Here is a 16,152-nt window from a genome sequence, read left to right as displayed (position 1 = left end):
TACTTTAGCTCCTTTGATTCATCTTTAATGGTAAGGCTTGAGCACTTGATAGGGAATTTCCAATATGTTAGCATGGCATAAACTGGGGGTTTATACAAAAGAGGGGTTTTTTCGAATGAATGAACAACTGAAGACTTTTATTCAGGTAGCGGAGTGCGGAAGCTTTTCTAAGGCAGCCGAAAAACTGTTTATTTCTACAACTGCGGTGATGAAGCAAATGAATTTGTTGGAAAAGCAAACAGGAGTCCCTCTCTTTGTTCGAACCAATCATGGTGTCAATCTCACTCAGGCAGGAACGGCCTTTAGCAAGGATGCGGCATTTATGATGCAGTATTTTCAAGAATCCCTAGTCCGCATGCGTCAGGTCACGCAATCGAATCAGCTTGTTATACGAGTGGGGACCTCTATGCTTAACCCTTGTAAGGTTTTGCTTGATTTGTGGAATGGAATTAGCGGCCAATACCCCCAGTTCAAAATCAACATCGTCCATTTCGAAGATAATGCCCACACACTCCCAACCACTTACCGTACTATTGGCAAGCGGTTCGATATCCTTGTGGGGCCATTCCTTACAGATATTTGGAAGGATTACTTCCGTGTGCTTGAATTGGGAAGATATCGTATTTGCTTTGCTTTTTCTCGAAATCATCGGCTGGCTTCAAAAAAAATATTGTCTATCAAGGATTTGTACGGAGAGAAAATAGCGGTGGTGAACGGGGGTAAAAGTGCAGTCATTGATGAGGTTCGCTATGATTTAATTAGGAATCATCCTGAAATACGAATTAAAGATGTACCGCGTCTTTTTGATCTTGATGTATTCAATAGGTGCGAAGAAAGTAACACAGTATTGCTAACATTGGAGGCATGGGCGGATATCCATCCATCTCTAGTGACTATCCCTAGTGATTTGGAATACACAATTCCATATGGACTACATTATCCTATACATCTTTCTGAGGAAGTCAGTCAGTTTTTAGGAATCATAAACGAATGGCGATCTAACCATAATATAATTGGATAATTACGGGGCGAGAGATTCTCTTGTATGATAGGCAGGCTCTCCCAATACCATTTTGGGTCATTGTAACTGACCATGCTGGGAGAGCGCTTCGTTGGCAGCGAAGAGGTCAGCGGTTCGATCCCACTAAGGTCCACCAATACTTATCAAGAACGCCCTCCGATTGGAGGGCGTTTATTTATTCCATATAAGGGAGTGCTCGGATGATTAGAAGATGACAAAAGAGCAGTTAACCAACCGCGTGCTCCGGATAATACCCTCGCTACTCGGCTAACGATCGCGGATACCTCGATTTCCTTAGCATTGGGAATTACACATACCTGTATGATACTGGAATATTCTTGTTCAACTTATATATTTACTTCTTTTATATTATAGAGATCTTTATACATATTCCTCAGTTCATGCTTTTGAATCTTTCCACTCGCGGTCATTGGGAATTCATTCGTAAAGACAACTTTTTTAGGCACTTTAAAACCGGCTAATCGTTCTTTACAAAAATCAATCAGCTCATTTTCCTGAACGGATTCACCTTCTTTTATTTTTGCGAATACAGTAATGGCTTCACTCCAACGTTCATGAGGTAATCCAACAACAGCACATTCAGCAACTTTCGCATGGCTTCTAACAACTAATTCAACTTCAACTGAAGCTACATTTTCACCTCCGGTTTTAATGATGTCTTTCTTGCGATCAACAAACCATACCACATTTTCTTCGTCAATAAATCCACTATCGCCAGAATGGAACCATCCATGTTTAAATGCGTTTTCAGTCGCCTCAGGATCTTTGAAATAGCATGTCATCGATTGAGGACCGCGGTAAACTAATTCTCCAAGCTCTCCATGAGGCAATATATTGCCATCATCATCCATTGCTTTAGCGGTTTGGGCTACAACAGGCTCCCCCCATGCACTGCTTTTTGAACTCGCATGTTCGGGACGCTGTGCTGTATTCGGTGGTGTGAATTCCGTTTGCCCCGATATCAGTATAATAGTAGCATTATTAAATATACTTTTGACCTGTTGATGTCTTGCAAGCGGTAAAGTCGCAATAGCGCATACACATAATCTCATGGAAGAAAAATCTCTTGCCGAAAGACCGGGTTGGTCTGAAATTTCAAGCCACATCGGGGCAGAAAGCATCGTCCAAGTCGTTCTGTATTCTTCCATTGCACTCAATATTTTTGATGCATTATATTTCCTTATCAACACATTTGTCCCACCTACCAAAATGTTTGGCAGAAGAATACAGGTTAATCCCCCTACATGGAATAAGGGCAACATAACAATGGAGGAATCGTTATGATCCAATTTATATTGCAAAGCTGTGCTCATTGCAGAAAAGTAAATTGCAAGGTGGCTTGTCTCTACTCCCTTTGGTTTTGAAGTAGTTCCGGAGGTGTACATTAATTGGAGTGTATCTCGATCCTCAATAATAACATCAATGTCTGAAGCATCTCCGGACTCCAGTTGAGAAAAAGGGAGAATGTTCATTCCACTCAACATGAATTCTTCCTCGACTTCTGTCATGAATAGATCTTGTAGGGAAGGAACTTCATCGATTAAACTCAGCACCTTTTCCTTCGAGCTTTGTGTGAAAACAAGAACTTTGGTTTCAGATTGGTTTAACTGATATGCAAGGTTATCGAGCTCTAGCTTTATATTCAGAGGCATGACGACTAAACCGGACTTCGCACATGCAAAATAAGTGATGACGAATTCAATTGTGTTTTCACACATGGCTGCTACAACATCACCCTTTTGATAACCCCTTTGAAGAAGGGCATGAGCAACCTGATTTACTTTTTTATTAAACTCCTTATATGTTAATGTGACATTTCTATCAACGAGGGCAATTTTATTAGGGAAACGTTGGGTAGTTCTTGTGAGCATATCTCCTATGCAGACCCTTTGAATAAGGTTTCTTTCCAAATAATTAATTGTCATCAATATCCCCCAATGTTAAACTTAATTTTCGAAAGCCCATAAGATCAAGGCAAGGAGCTGAGGCAGCGGGATTCTGGGATGTAAGGATTATGGAGGTGCCAGATTCACTTCGCCGTACAAAAGGAGACGGTCTTGATTTTGCGAGTGGTGTGATAGACTTCACATAAATGGTACTCCCCTCTTTGGGTGTTGTAAATACAAACTCCATTCTACCAAAGATGTGGAGCCCGTTTCACATTTTCAGAGCCGTACTTTCGAACGTCAGGGTAAACCGTTAAGCGATAATTTGTCACATGACACCTTTCATGACACCGGGCACTATTCATCAAGGAAGGGCTATTACATTATTTATTAATTAATCACGGTATGTTGTACACATTAACAAAGTGGATGTGCTGCTATGAAAAAAAATCCAGATTGGATCTATGTTTGTGGGTTGTCATTTATCTTAATAGGCATCACGTTTATTATACAGGGCCATATTGGTATTAACTTAGCGGATGAAGGCTATCTCTGGTATGGTGCCATTCAAACATCTAATGGAGAAGTTCCATTAATGGATTTTCAATCCTATGATCCTGGCAGATATTATTGGGTTGCCTTTTGGTTTAAAATACTCGGTAGCACCAGCATAATTACGCTTAGAATTGCAGTGCTATTATTTCAACTGATAGGACTGACGTGTGCCTTGCTTGCTATAAGGCGTGTGACTAAATCATGGGGCTACTTATTGGCCATAGGGGTTCTCTTAATGCTATGGGTATACCCTAGGCATAAAATGTTCGACATCAGCATCAGTATGATTGCGGTATATATGGTTATTCTCTTGTTGGAGAAACCTAAGCTTGTGCGATATTTATTTAGTGGAATTATTATAGGTCTTGCCGCTTTCTTTGGTAGTAATCATGGACTGTATGTACTTACCTCGTTTGCTATTGCCTCTTTATACATCTTCTTCAGCATAGATAGGACGAACTTTTTGAAGAAAATTAGTTATATGGGAATCGGCATCTTCATTGGGTATTCTCCTAGGCTTCTTATGTTTATTTTTATCCCCGGATCTTTCAAGAACTATATTGATACAATCATCTGGCTGTTCCGATTAGGGAATACCAATCTTCCCCTTCCAATTCCTTGGCCATGGAGTGTAGACTTTACCAACCTTCCTGTTATGGACATCGTCAGCAAGCTCATTGTCGGCTGCTTGTTTCTTCTCGTACTCCTATTTCCTGCAGGGTGGGCGATCCACAACTTTATTTCAAAAAAAACAAACTTATATCTTGCCGCCTCAGTATTTGTAGGCATCCCCTATATACATGTTGCTTTTTCGCGTGCAGATTTAGGTCACTTAGCTCAAGGAATTTTCCCGTTGCTGCTGGGAGCTTGTTTTTGGGCTTTGGACTATTTTAAACGAAGCAGGGCTAAATCCGTCGTTTTTTTAGCCGCCATGTTGATCGTCTCCTTCTTATCCGTAGGAAGGGCTCAACCGTTGTACCAACTCATGCAGGCACCTCCGAATACGTTTGTGAAGTTCACTCTAACGAGTAATGATTTATGGATAGATGCATCTACCGCTAACTTTATTCGTACCGTGCAAGATACTAAGAATTTATACCTCAACCAGGGGGAAAATCTCTTTATTGCTCCTCATACACCTGCGTTGTACCCCATATTGAATCTGAAGGCACCATTGTGGGATATTTATTTGCTGTTCCCTGAAACTGAAGATCGGCAACGCAAACAGATTCAAGAATTAAAACAAAATAACGTGGCTTTGGTTATTCTCGGAGATATTGCCTTGGATGGAAGAGATGATCTGCGTTTTCGAAATACGCACCCGATCCTGTGGGAATACTTAAATAACAATTATAAGGCAATAGCTGTAGAATCGATGCCCCCGAATTATACAGCACTGCGCTTTGTAGATACGTCGACGAGATGAACGGAGATCGGTGGATGATTCCTTTTAATAAACCCCTAATTACAGGGAATGAAGAATTATATATTCGTAGAGTGATAGAAAACGGGAAAATGGCAGGAGATGGCCCTTTGACTGAGCAATGCAGTAGTTGGTTTGAAGATACATTAGCTTGTGGCAGGGCACTTTTAACCACATCTTGCACACATGCGCTAGAGATGGCTGCCATCTTACTCGATATTGTTGAAGGTGACGAAATTATTATTCCATCGTTTACGTTTGTCTCTACAGCGAATGCCTTTCTCCTTCGTGGCGCTAAACTGGTATTCGTAGATATTCAACCAGATACGATGAATATAAATGAGATGCTAATAGAAAGAGCCATTACACATAAAACGAGGGCGATTGTTCCCGTACACTATGCGGGTGTCTCCTGTGAAATGGATATGATTATGAGACTTGCTCATCGATATAATCTGGTTGTTATCGAAGATGCAGCCCATGGATTAATGAGCAAGTATCAGGACAAGTATTTGGGCACGATCGGTCATTTAGGGTGTTTCAGTTTTCATGAATCGAAAAATTATCATTGTGGTGAAGGCGGAGCGTTGATTATCAATGACAAAAGATTTATAGAAAGAGCAGAGATTATCAGGGAAAAAGGAACTAATCGTACAAAGTATTTGCATGGTTTAATCGATAAATATACTTGGCTCGACATCGGATCTTCTTATTTATTAAGCGAATTGAATGCTGCATATTTGTATCCTCAATTGTTATTGGCAGAACCTATTAATACTGATCGATTAACAAGTTGGCAAACCTACTATGATGCATTTGAAGAGTTAATGCTTGACGACAAACTGACGCTGCCAGTTATCCCTAAGGACGCAAAACATAACGGACATATCTTTTATATCAAAGTTAAAAATCAAACCGTACGAAACGGATTAATGACTTATTTAAAGCATAATGGGGTAATGACTGCTGTGCACTACGCTCCCTTGCATAGTTCCGACATGGGGAAAAGGTACGGATTCTTTCATGGAGAGGATATCCACACAACAAGCGAAAGTGAGAAAATCATCAGACTCCCTATGTATTTCGGCTTACAACAAGAAGATATTCATACTACGGTGAGATTGATTAAACAGTATTTTGCGGGTGAAGGAGCACAATGGGAAGAAAGGGAGTCATGTAAGAGGTGAAAAAGATAGATGCATATTGGGAAAAGCGGAATTTTAATAAAAAGGTACTGGAAATCGAAATAGATGCAGAAGATTCAACCGATTGTTTGGTTGCTCTTGAGGATGATTATGAAAACTACGAATATATCGTGGCTAAAGTGCCTAAGCGGAGAATAGATCTCGTACATGGTCTTGAGGAAGCTGGGTTTAGATTTATGGAGACGCAAATGGAAATGACTATAAATCTAACGAAGCTAACAGAACCATCCCGATTCACAAAAGCAAATTCGGAGCCCATTCAATTTCAAACTATAGATACCATAGAACGGTTAGAAGAACTGCTGTCCAATATTGATGACAATCTTTTTGTTACCGATAGAGTGTCGCTTGATCCAATATTAGGTGCTAGCTTAGCGCACAAACGTTATGTGAATTGGATCAGGGATGGGTTTCTCAGCGGGAATGCCTTAATCGTAGAGGCGACATTAAAGTCAAATAAGATCGGCTTCTATTTTTTTCTTAAAGGAAAAGATAAAACCATCCATGCGGTACTAGCCAGCCTATATAATAATTATAGAAGAAGAGCTTTTGGAATACGCTTCGCGAAGGAAGTCCTCACCTGGTTGGCTGATGCAGGATATACTAAAATGATTTTAATCGTCTCATCGAACAACCTTGAAGCATTAAGAGCTTATCAATTTGTCGGTTTTGAGATGAAAGAGATCAACTACATCTTAAGAAAAGTGACACGGTGACATGTGAGAAAGGGACTAAGAGTGGAACATATTGATTTATCTATAGTGATTCCCGTGTATAACTCACAGGACAGCATTGGGACCGTGGTAACATCACTTCTTCACTTATACAATGATTTATATTCATTAGAGATCATTCTTGTTAACGATGACAGCAAGGATGATAGTCGTCAAGTATGCGAGAACCTAGGGGACCAATATGCGAATGTTATTGTTATTCATCACGAGACGAATAGCGGCCAACAGCTTGCAATAATGACAGGGCTTAGACATTGCAGGGGTGATCTTGTTGTTCTAATGGATGATGACATGCAAAATCCGCCCAGTGAGGTTATAAAGCTGATTATTAAGATTAACGAGGGTTACGATGTTGTCATGGGTCAAAGGATAAGCTATAACCAATCCTGCTTTAGACAACTTGCATCTCGTCTGAATCATTTTCTTGTGTTCATGAGCACGAAGCAGAGGATTTCATTCAGTAACTTCGTAATCATGAGAAGAGCTATTGTGACGATGATTATTCAAGATCAATCGCCAAAACCTGTTATTCAAGGGCTCCTGTTAAAAAATAAAGCAAATATGGCAAATACTTTAACAGAGCATCACCAGAGGAAGCATGGAAAATCAAACTATAATCCAGTTAAACTATTCAATTACTGGATAAAGGCAGCACCTTATTACATGTCCCCGATGGTGAAGTATTCACTGTTGCTAGTGAGTATTATCGTGATAATGGGGCTAGCCTCAGGTGTTTATCTCATTGTTAAGCATTTATTAAGTCAATTTTTTTGAGTGCAAAGGGGGTATCTCAAAAGTAACTTTGGAATACCTTCAACAACAAAAAAGGATGTTGAGAAAATCAAATAAAAATAAAAGTCGGATTTTCCAGAAAATCTTTGAAGGCTGGAAAAAAGAATTGATATCAGGTGCGAGCGGTAAGTACGGGCTTATGAGAATAGATTGAACTTGAACCTCTAAACCCTTGGGTTTGGAGGTTTTCTTGAAAGAAAACGATCGACGAAACCGGTCATGATTTACAAAACCTGATACTTAAGAATGTCGCCAGTTCGTTCAAATTATTGCACCAGGAGCGCACAATGAGCGGATACTTCGCACCCCGATTGAGCTTACAGACAACACGGAGAACCGTATCATAAATAACGGCAACATTCTTAACTAGAGTACGAAATGGATTTTCACTAAGTGGAGTAAAACGGAAAGGAACCGGGTAGGCATTATACCCACCCGGTAATGGATGTTCTGCTATACAGTTAATTCAACAGGAATCTGTTCATAGGCTATTTTTTGTATTACTTCATAATGTTCAGGGTATAGTGCTAGTAAATCTTTTTGTGTAAAGAGTTCAAAATCTTGAAAATCAAATCCGGGTGATACCATGCATCCAACAAGTGAGAATGTACCTTGTTCCATGACCGAAGAGCCGAAAATGGAATTCTTCGGAACTAAAAATTGCAGAGTTTCGTTGTTTTCTAAATTACTTCCTAGTTTTGCTTCCTCATACGTACCGTCTTCGTGTATGACATGGATCGTTAAAGGACTCCCTGCATGAAAGTACCATAGTTCATCCGATTTTAATCGATGAAAGTGCGATATATCCTGTGATCGCAATAGAAAATAGATACTGGTGTAAAGCAAACGTTGACCATCGAATTGAACGGATAATTCCTGATCGGATATCTTTTCCTCGTGTTGATAAGTCCTTCTATAATACCCACCCTCGGGATGAGCGATTAAGCCAAGTTTAGAAATCCAGTATTCGGGATTATTAGTTAGCATGTCATCATGTCCTTCTTGTTGATTTTATTCATAATATCACTGACTAAGAGAGAAAATAACCCCCCCGTGAATAAATCCATATTTTTACTATTAAACTTTCGATCATGTGGTATAATTTAACTAATTTGTATATAAGGATGGTTCTTATGAAAATCACCGGAATCGATGGAATGACCGTGAACGAAGTTGTGGACGAGGTACGACAAGGCGGGAAATTCGTCATCTATTACTATTGTATCTCGATTGCGATCATGACCTTCAAGCGACCATCCTCCATTTACTTCATTCGAGCCACGGAAAGTGGGCAAGGGGCGAAGTTCACGCTCATGAGCATCTTGCTAGGATGGTGGGGTATTCCATGGGGGCCGATTCATACGATCGGCTCGTTGATCACGAATTTCAAGGGCGGCAAAGACGTGACGGCGGAAGTCATGAGCACAATCGCCCAGCAGGCCGCTTCCTAACCGACAGGGTCTTCTGAGCAAAAAGGGCCGTCCCAACAGGGACGGCCTTATTTTCTTTATATCCAGAGGGAGCCGATGATCGCACTGACGACGCCCGTTGCGATAACGGACGCGAGCACGAGCAACAGAATTTTGCGTGGAAATGAACGCGACACCATCAGAAGCGACGGCAGGCTGATCGCGGGCAGCGTCAGTAATAGCGCGGATACGGGACCGGCAGCGATGCCGATCGCCATGAACGACTGGATAATCGGGATTTCCGCCGCCGTCGGAATCACGAACAGCGTTCCGGCCACCGCAAATAACAGGACCATAATTATTCCGGATCCAGCGGACAATGGGAACAGCCAAACTTTCATCGCACCTAGCACGAGCACGGCGATAAAATATGCCGGTACGACCTGCAGCAGCATCTTGCCGAGGCTTTTCATCCAACGGCTCCAGAAGGAGGCCGACGTCGATTCCATCGCTGCTGCGTCGGATACCAACATGTCGGGCATCATTTCCGTTTCTTGGCCCCTCATCATCCGGTTGGCGATATATCCGACGCCGAACGTCAGTAAAATTCCTAATACGATGCGCAGTACGGTGAACTTCCAGGACAGCACGAACGCCATAAACACGAGAGTCGCTGGATTAAGCAGCGGGTTACCGATCCAGAACGCAAGCGCCGAGCCAGCCGACACATTTTTGCGTCGTAATCCCACGGCGATCGGGGCTGCACAGCAGGTACACATCATACCCGGAAGCGAAACAATACCGCCGCAAAGCACGCTCGCGAAATTCGATTTACCGAACAGGCGATGCAGCCAGCGTACAGGAATCAACACCTGTAAGAGTGAACCGAGCAAAAGGCCGAGTACGGCCGCCTTCCATACTGATTTGAAATATAACACCGCGTAATCGACCGCGCCGTTCCATGTCGGTCTGCCGGCATGCGTGACCGGTTCACCGAGAATCGACTTGCCAATTGAATGCGTGTCCGACACGGTTAAAGCTTTATGGTAGTACGGCCACCATTTGACATACATCAAACCAGCCGCTGCGAGTAACAGAAACACGAACACCATGAGGATCGCCCGTGTTGCATGAGACTCCTGACGTAAATTTAAACCACTTGTTTGCAACTTGTGCCACCCCTTCACATCAATCCAATGCCATCAAGGATTATATCATAAATAGGTCCTTTGATTTCGCATTCGTGAAGATATGTGTACCGGGTAGACTACCCGCTTCTCAACGGAGCAGACGATCGTCTGGGAAGGATTCCAGTTTGAACCCGTTCGCGATGAAGGTTCTCACCCCCGCCACTACGGCCGGTTAAAAATGGCAGGGTCGGGGAGTGCCCTTCTCCTGCCTTCTTGGTTGTTATATGTTTTCTACTGCACTAAACTATCCAATTCCGGCTGCAATTTGTTTCTCAGAACATACAGCATGAGTGCGCCGACAAGGAACGCCACGGCATCCGCAATGACGAGCGACCAGACCACCCCGTGGAAGCCGTTCAATTGATTGGCGATAAACAACACAGGAATCAGAGTAATTCCTTGAATAATTGACATAATAAACGCGGCAGTTCCTTGCGCTGTTGCCTGGAAGACTCCGGTAAAGAGTGTAGTCATTCCTGAAATGAACAGGGATAAGAACGTTACATGCAGAATGTAGCTGCCCAATTCAATTAAATGTGGGTCATTCGTAAAAAGACTAATTAGGTGGTCGGAAGTCAGATAGACGATAACGCCGAACATGACTGCTAACGCCGCGATCGTTTTGATTGTGAATCCAATGGTAATCTTCATGCGTAATTTGTTCGCTGTATAAGAGAAGGCAATCAACGGCACGACTCCCTCGCATAAGCCCATCAGAATAAACTCGGGAAATTGCAATAAACGTGATGAAATTCCGTAAGCCGCTACGGCCTGATCCCCGTATTCGACAAGAAAATGATTTAAAACGAGAGACATGGCACCCAAGAAGATACTCATGACAAAGACGGGAACTCCGATTTTGAATACATTGCCCAGAATGTCTTTGGTAGCTTTGAACCATTTTACGGAGACGGTTAAGAATTGGCTCTTATATCCCATATGGAAGGCGTAGAAAACACTCGCAACCAGGTTAGAAACGACCGTAGCGGACGCAACGCCGATCACGCCCCAATGGAAAACGAAGATGACAAGCGCATCGAGAATAATATTTACGACAACGCTGAGAATCATGCCAACCATCGACGTGATTACTGCACCCTCCGAGCGTACGATATTCTCCAGAGTGAAGAATAAAACGACGAATGGCGAACCCAAAAACATAATCGTGACATAGTCCTTCGTGAATTCGAAGGAGTCAGGCGTTGCCCCCAGGCCATGAACGATTGGATCGATTAACGGGAGCCCGACGGTCATCACGATAAGACCAAGAGCTAAACTGCTGTAAAAGGCGAATGAAGACACATGCTTTACATCATCATAATTTTTTTCTCCTAGTAGACGGGAGATGAACGTACCGCTACCCATGCCAATCAAGTTGCCTAGTGCCATAATGATCGCGAATAACGGCAAAGTTAGCGCGAGTGCGGCTAACATGGCAGTATTGTGGAGCGTACCAAGGAAATAGGCATTCAAGATGGAGTAGATGACACTCATTGACGTGCCTAGCATCATCGGTATAGCAAAGTGAGCTACGGCTTTTGCGACCGGTGCCTTTTCAAAGAAATGGAGATTTTCTGCATCCATGTGGGCCACTTCTTTCTTTGTTTTGTTTTATCTAACGGTGCTAGATTGAACCTTACAGTGTTAGATGATATCATGAATCTATGGACCTGTAAACAACAAACTTACACTGTTAGATAAAAGGGCGGATACCGATGAAGAAACAGCAGCCTCAGATCTCGGAGGAGATGATTTTGGAAACCTCGTGGGAGCTTCTGGGGGAGGAAGGAATCGAGAAATTCAGTATGAGACGATTGGCCGACCGGTTGGGAATTCAGGCTCCCTCTCTGTACTGGTACTTCAAGAGCAAGCAAGATCTTTACCAGTGTCTGGCCAACCAGGTATCGAAAATGATTCTGGAGGAGTTCCACTCGGATGGGGACTGGAAGGAGCAGTTGGCAGGGCTTGCGGCTACGGTACGGAGTGTGCTCTGCCGGTACCCCTGCTCCACGCAGCTTATGATGATGACGCTGCCCCACGAGCCGGACTATATCCGGTTCACCAACCGTACGCTGCTCTGCGTGGAATCGACGCCACTTGAGCAGGAGCAGAAATTTCAAGCGGTTCTTACACTTTTGAACTATGTCTTCTACTTTGTTCTGGACGATTATCAGCATGAGCGTAATGTGTCCACTATCATTAAGGAACAGGGAGTAATTCCAGGTGAGGAGATGATCCGCCTTCTGGACTCCATGAGCGAGACGGAAGCGGGATTATTCCGGAGGATGTTCAAGAACGGCTTGTTCGAGCTGATGGGGACCGATGGCGCGTTTGAATTCGGCTTGAAGCTGATCCTGTCGGGAATTGAGCAGGTGATAAAGGAGCAGGAGAAGTAGGATGTAAAAAACCGCTCACCCTGTTACGGGGTGGGCGGTTTCGTATTTTTCGCTGATAGATCCGTAAACTGTATTGTCATTACGAGATGAGTTTATCGCGTGCTAGCCACATAATTGAAAATGGTATCTCTTAACTCGAACTCGTACGTCAAACCATTAACAATCCCCACAACGCGATCGTTATCATACAGGTCAAGCATGAATCCAGCCATTTCCTTCGCGGTATGGAACTTCGGCACAGTCCCGAGATATTCGAATTCGGAGACATCGAAAGAACGCTTCGCGAATTCTGTTTCTGTTGCGGCAGGTGCTAACACTTTAGCCTGCATAAGTGCACCTTGGCTGTTCAACTCATGAGAGAGTCCTTCAGTGAAGGCACTCACATAGAACTTCGTTGCGCAGTACGTTATGGCATTTCCCACAATCGTATAGCCGCCACCGGATGAAACGTTGATTAATTGTGTTCCTTCAACATTGGAGTAGTCACGAACGAAGAGAGAGGAAAGTATCGTCAACGATTCAATATTCAGATGCAGCATTGCAGATATTTTATTTAAATCTTGCTGGCCCACTGAAGCAAAATTGCCAAATCCCGCATTGTTGATCCAAGTTTCGATTTGGAATCCTTGTAGACCTTCATAAAGCTTATAAGCATTCTCGGGAACGGATAAGTCAGTCGCTCGAATGACGACATCTACATCGGGGTAGATACGAGCGATTTCAGACTTTAATTCCTCCAGCTGATCTTCTCTGCGGGCAGCAACAATTAAGTTTTTGCCGCGAGCTGCAAAAGCAAGAGCGGTTTCATAACCTATACCTGAACTGGCGCCTGTAACTACAGTATATTTCATGTGACTGCCTCCCGTTTTCTACAGAATGTATGGTGATCCAACAACGATTTAATCATACGGGTTAGAGTTTACTCTAAGTCAATTGTTTTTTATAATGATGGAGGACTCTTAAAATCAGCATAGATTCGGGGGGTTGTATGTATACGATCAGCGAAATAGCCAAATTATTGGGGATAACCGCACATACGCTGAGATATTATGAAAAGGAACAGATCATTGCTCCGATACGTAATGCGAATGGAGAAAGAGCATATGATGACTCCAATCTTACCTGGTTGCGATTTGTGATGAGGTTGAAACAAACCCAAATGCCGATCTCACAAATCAGAGAATATGCGCAATTATATTTAGAAGGAGAGCATACGGCCCAAGCCCGTTTGAACCTTCTCGAAGATCATAGAAACTCTGTACAGAGTCAAATTAAAAACTTAACAGCCACAGAGAAGGTGCTGGAAGACAAAATTGCAGCCTACAAAAATCTCATTACTGAAGACAAAGAGCTTAAGACAAGGTAATACACCGTTGCTGATGTATTCTTAAAAACGGAAAAAGGCCATCCAGTGGGGGATGGCTTTTTAATTTGCCGTTACCATGAGCTTAAGTATTTGGGGAACGGAATGCGTCATGATTGATTTTTCATGGTTTTATAATAATGAAAAAAAGTATCCTCTAACTTTTCTCCTTTTGATCCATAGTTTTCAGCAGATACCGATTTATTTATTTTGCCTTTAATTATGCTGTTGTTGTCGCCATGTCCAAGTACCCAGGTGACCAAAGGTAATTTAACGATTTTATAGGGTCTGTGCAATGCTCTCAAGTTCTGGATTACTTTTGGATGGGCTCTGAGAACGAGTTTAAACGGCTTTTTTTTCACACTGTTCGTCTCTGGAGTCAGCGGAAAATCTTTATTGGCAAAATAAAAGATCGCACCGCTGCCACATCCTTTATAAAACTTCTTCCTCGACCATACTTCTTTATTAACTAAATTCACCATCATTCCCGTGTCTATCACAAAATCCTTCCCCGAGGGCTGCGATCGAATATATTGTACGAGTCGATGATGTGCCCAGTCATCCGAATCAAAAGGCATAAAATAGCCGGAAAATCCTATTTTTCTTAAATACGCTCCAATCACTTTGCGTTTACGTATTTTGTCTTTGCTGAATCCTTTTGGATTCGATGGAGGAGGAAAGTTTACGGGCAACCAGGTTACACGTTCATGCCGTAGTTCCTTAATGTTAGGCTTTTCATGACCTGCAACAATCACACGAAAATGGGGGTCCGCATTGTTTAGAATCGAACGCAATGCTTTTGCCAAGTTGGACTGAACGTTATCCCAATTTTGTGAAACGATTTTGCTTTTCAAAGATATTGCAAATGCCACTTCTGCCTTGTTCTTTTTGATGTCTTTGTTTAAAAAGGTTTCATCCACCCGCTTTAATTGTTCTTTGATCGAATAAACCGAGCTTGCTCCACTTAGTTCGTGACTCAATGAGTACCCTCCTTTATCAACCCATTCGTCTTTGCTGTTCCTTTTACATTCCGTTGCTCCTTTAGCTTATGTCCAAACCGTCATAATGGATTGGATTACAGTCGGGTACAGCGGAAGTGAGTGGTGACCGTACAGCCGCCGTTACTCTGTAAAAAATAATTACGTATATTAATTTCAAAAAAATATAAACGGTTCAATTTCATCCATGGGAGAAAGGGTTGATAATCTTTGGTTTCCATTGTTGTTTGTACGGAGCGGCCTTCGTTTATGAACAATGTTTTCGAAAATTATGAACGGCAAAGTTATAAAGATAAAGAACTGATCATTGTTTTAAACCGGGATGACATGGACATTAACAAGTGGAGAAGAAAAGCGAGTCAATATAAGAACGTGTCTGTTTATCGGGTCCCTCAGAGATATGAGGTGGGCAAATGTTTAAATTATGGCATTGAGAGGGCAAAACATAGCATTATAGCAAAACTCGACGACGATGATTATTATGGCCGCTACTATTTGGAAGAGGCCGTCAATAAAATGCATAGACATAACGTTCCCGTCATTGGGAAAAATGCCTCCTTTATCTATTTTGAATCCAAAAAAGCACTTATGTTATATAGGGGAGGCGGACAAAACCGATATCGGAGCAGGATTAAGGGTGGTACGTTGACGTTTAAGAAATATGTGTGGAGGAATGTAAAGTTTAACGAAAAAATGCTGCATAGTACCGATGTTGCCTTTTTGCGCGGATGCAGAAAAAGAGGATATAAAATTTATTCCGCGTCGCAATATAACTATGTTTGTGTAAGGAGAGAAGATGTAAATTCCCATACTCAAAAATTATCCACAAAAGAATACATGGGTAAGTGTAAATTAGTCAGGCATACAACAGACTATATTCCATATGTAACTAAAAAAGTATTGTAGCAGCAGGTACCACGGTCCAGTCCATCTGGGCCGTTTTTTTTGTCGGATTGTCCAAGTCATTATTGCGGCTGTTTCATAAATTAGGAGGAGACAATATTTAAGAGAATAGGAGAAAAGCACGATGAAAGGTCTTATTCTATCGCTGGTAAAGGAACAAGACTATACATTTTTACTCTCGAGTACCTGTGGCCAATAGACCTTTACTGCAGCTATGTATTGAGAATTTAAAGAGGCATGGCATTACGGAGATCGG

At 42.3% G+C, this 16,152-nt stretch carries 15 protein-coding genes; 9 read left to right on the top strand and 6 right to left on the bottom strand.

Annotated elements, in window-relative coordinates; all coding sequences use genetic code 11:
- Positions 1–115 precede the first annotated feature (115 nt).
- Positions 116–1,021, top strand: coding sequence for a LysR family transcriptional regulator (locus TJ79_RS14435; protein WP_040951082.1), 906 nt, complete (start codon positions 116–118; stop codon positions 1,019–1,021).
- Positions 1,022–1,368: 347 nt separating this feature from the next.
- On the opposite strand, the gene TJ79_RS14425 is transcribed toward TJ79_RS14435, so the two are convergent.
- Positions 1,369–2,967 carry a class I adenylate-forming enzyme family protein gene (locus TJ79_RS14425; RefSeq protein WP_040950993.1) on the bottom strand — a complete coding sequence of 533 codons (1,599 nt, stop codon included), beginning with the start codon at positions 2,965–2,967 and terminating at the stop codon, positions 1,369–1,371.
- A gap of 400 nt (positions 2,968–3,367) precedes the next feature.
- On the opposite strand from TJ79_RS14425, the gene TJ79_RS14420 reads away from it, so the two are divergent.
- Genes TJ79_RS14420 through TJ79_RS14405 form a run of 4 tightly spaced genes read left to right on the top strand, consistent with a single transcriptional unit; the run spans position 3,368 to position 7,619 of the window.
- The gene (locus tag TJ79_RS14420) at positions 3,368–4,909 is read left to right on the top strand and encodes a hypothetical protein (RefSeq protein WP_040950992.1); all 1,542 of its coding nucleotides are present in this window, start codon (positions 3,368–3,370) and stop codon (positions 4,907–4,909) included.
- A gap of 14 nt (positions 4,910–4,923) precedes the next feature.
- On the top strand, positions 4,924–6,093 hold the full coding sequence (rffA, locus tag TJ79_RS14415; protein ID WP_052339601.1) for a dTDP-4-amino-4,6-dideoxygalactose transaminase: 1,170 nt from the start codon (positions 4,924–4,926) through the stop codon (positions 6,091–6,093).
- Positions 6,090–6,827, top strand: a complete 738-nt coding sequence (locus tag TJ79_RS14410; RefSeq protein ID WP_040950991.1) for a GNAT family N-acetyltransferase — start codon at positions 6,090–6,092, stop codon at positions 6,825–6,827. The genes rffA and TJ79_RS14410 overlap by 4 nt, the downstream gene beginning before the upstream one ends.
- Positions 6,828–6,848: 21 nt before the next feature.
- Positions 6,849–7,619, top strand: a complete 771-nt coding sequence (locus TJ79_RS14405) for a glycosyltransferase family 2 protein (protein WP_040950990.1) — start codon at positions 6,849–6,851, stop codon at positions 7,617–7,619.
- 471 nt (positions 7,620–8,090) lie between these two features.
- Here TJ79_RS14405 and TJ79_RS14400 read toward each other — a convergent pair whose 3' ends face one another.
- Positions 8,091–8,624: a cupin domain-containing protein gene (locus tag TJ79_RS14400; RefSeq protein WP_040950989.1), complete on the bottom strand. Its 534-nt coding sequence runs from the start codon at positions 8,622–8,624 to the stop codon at positions 8,091–8,093.
- A 146-nt stretch (positions 8,625–8,770) separates the two neighbouring features.
- On the opposite strand from TJ79_RS14400, the gene TJ79_RS14395 reads away from it, so the two are divergent.
- Positions 8,771–9,088 carry a hypothetical protein gene (locus TJ79_RS14395; RefSeq protein WP_040950988.1) on the top strand — a complete coding sequence of 106 codons (318 nt, stop codon included), beginning with the start codon at positions 8,771–8,773 and terminating at the stop codon, positions 9,086–9,088.
- 56 nt (positions 9,089–9,144) lie between these two features.
- Here TJ79_RS14395 and TJ79_RS14390 read toward each other — a convergent pair whose 3' ends face one another.
- Both TJ79_RS14390 and TJ79_RS14385 read right to left on the bottom strand, forming a co-directional pair.
- Positions 9,145–10,158: a permease gene (locus TJ79_RS14390; RefSeq protein ID WP_081756915.1), complete on the bottom strand. Its 1,014-nt coding sequence runs from the start codon at positions 10,156–10,158 to the stop codon at positions 9,145–9,147.
- A 309-nt stretch (positions 10,159–10,467) separates the two neighbouring features.
- Complete coding sequence (locus TJ79_RS14385; protein WP_040950986.1) at positions 10,468–11,820, bottom strand: MATE family efflux transporter; 1,353 nt, start codon at positions 11,818–11,820, stop codon at positions 10,468–10,470.
- Between the two features lie 131 nt (positions 11,821–11,951).
- Between TJ79_RS14385 and TJ79_RS14380 the strand changes: the two genes are divergently transcribed.
- A complete protein-coding gene (locus tag TJ79_RS14380) occupies positions 11,952–12,632 on the top strand; it encodes a TetR/AcrR family transcriptional regulator (protein WP_040950985.1) in 681 nt (226 codons plus the stop codon).
- A 92-nt stretch (positions 12,633–12,724) separates the two neighbouring features.
- Here TJ79_RS14380 and TJ79_RS14375 read toward each other — a convergent pair whose 3' ends face one another.
- On the bottom strand, positions 12,725–13,483 hold the full coding sequence (locus TJ79_RS14375; RefSeq protein WP_040950984.1) for an SDR family NAD(P)-dependent oxidoreductase: 759 nt from the start codon (positions 13,481–13,483) through the stop codon (positions 12,725–12,727).
- Between the two features lie 137 nt (positions 13,484–13,620).
- Here TJ79_RS14375 and TJ79_RS14370 point away from each other — a divergent pair, with 137 nt between their 5' ends.
- Positions 13,621–13,998 carry a MerR family transcriptional regulator gene (locus TJ79_RS14370; RefSeq protein WP_040950983.1) on the top strand — a complete coding sequence of 126 codons (378 nt, stop codon included), beginning with the start codon at positions 13,621–13,623 and terminating at the stop codon, positions 13,996–13,998.
- A gap of 107 nt (positions 13,999–14,105) precedes the next feature.
- On the opposite strand, the gene TJ79_RS14365 is transcribed toward TJ79_RS14370, so the two are convergent.
- Positions 14,106–14,975 carry a hypothetical protein gene (locus tag TJ79_RS14365; RefSeq protein WP_040950982.1) on the bottom strand — a complete coding sequence of 290 codons (870 nt, stop codon included), beginning with the start codon at positions 14,973–14,975 and terminating at the stop codon, positions 14,106–14,108.
- Positions 14,976–15,203: 228 nt separating this feature from the next.
- On the opposite strand from TJ79_RS14365, the gene TJ79_RS14360 reads away from it, so the two are divergent.
- Positions 15,204–15,899: a glycosyltransferase family 2 protein gene (locus TJ79_RS14360; protein WP_052339600.1), complete on the top strand. Its 696-nt coding sequence runs from the start codon at positions 15,204–15,206 to the stop codon at positions 15,897–15,899.
- Positions 15,900–16,152 lie beyond the last annotated feature (253 nt).

This window comes from Gorillibacterium massiliense (assembly GCF_000455485.1).
Classification (GTDB): domain Bacteria; phylum Bacillota; class Bacilli; order Paenibacillales; family NBRC-103111; genus Gorillibacterium; species Gorillibacterium massiliense.
The sequence above is the reverse complement of the archived record's forward strand: the minus strand, read 5'-3'. Positions and strand labels throughout refer to the sequence as shown.

Bases quoted from the DNA above. Each gene is read 5' to 3' on its own strand.
- TJ79_RS14435 (WP_040951082.1), top strand. From the start codon at position 116: ATGAATGAACAACTGAAGACTTTTATTCAGGTAGCGGAGTGCGGAAGC.
- TJ79_RS14425 (WP_040950993.1), bottom strand. From the start codon at position 2,967: ATGACAATTAATTATTTGGAAAGAAACCTTATTCAAAGGGTCTGCATA.
- TJ79_RS14420 (WP_040950992.1), top strand. From the start codon at position 3,368: ATGAAAAAAAATCCAGATTGGATCTATGTTTGTGGGTTGTCATTTATC.
- rffA (WP_052339601.1), top strand. From the start codon at position 4,924: ATGATTCCTTTTAATAAACCCCTAATTACAGGGAATGAAGAATTATAT.
- TJ79_RS14400 (WP_040950989.1), bottom strand. From the start codon at position 8,624: ATGCTAACTAATAATCCCGAATACTGGATTTCTAAACTTGGCTTAATC.
- TJ79_RS14395 (WP_040950988.1), top strand. From the start codon at position 8,771: ATGAAAATCACCGGAATCGATGGAATGACCGTGAACGAAGTTGTGGAC.
- TJ79_RS14390 (WP_081756915.1), bottom strand. From the start codon at position 10,158: ATGGTGTTCGTGTTTCTGTTACTCGCAGCGGCTGGTTTGATGTATGTC.
- TJ79_RS14385 (WP_040950986.1), bottom strand. From the start codon at position 11,820: ATGGATGCAGAAAATCTCCATTTCTTTGAAAAGGCACCGGTCGCAAAA.
- TJ79_RS14380 (WP_040950985.1), top strand. From the start codon at position 11,952: ATGAAGAAACAGCAGCCTCAGATCTCGGAGGAGATGATTTTGGAAACC.
- TJ79_RS14375 (WP_040950984.1), bottom strand. From the start codon at position 13,483: ATGAAATATACTGTAGTTACAGGCGCCAGTTCAGGTATAGGTTATGAA.
- TJ79_RS14370 (WP_040950983.1), top strand. From the start codon at position 13,621: ATGTATACGATCAGCGAAATAGCCAAATTATTGGGGATAACCGCACAT.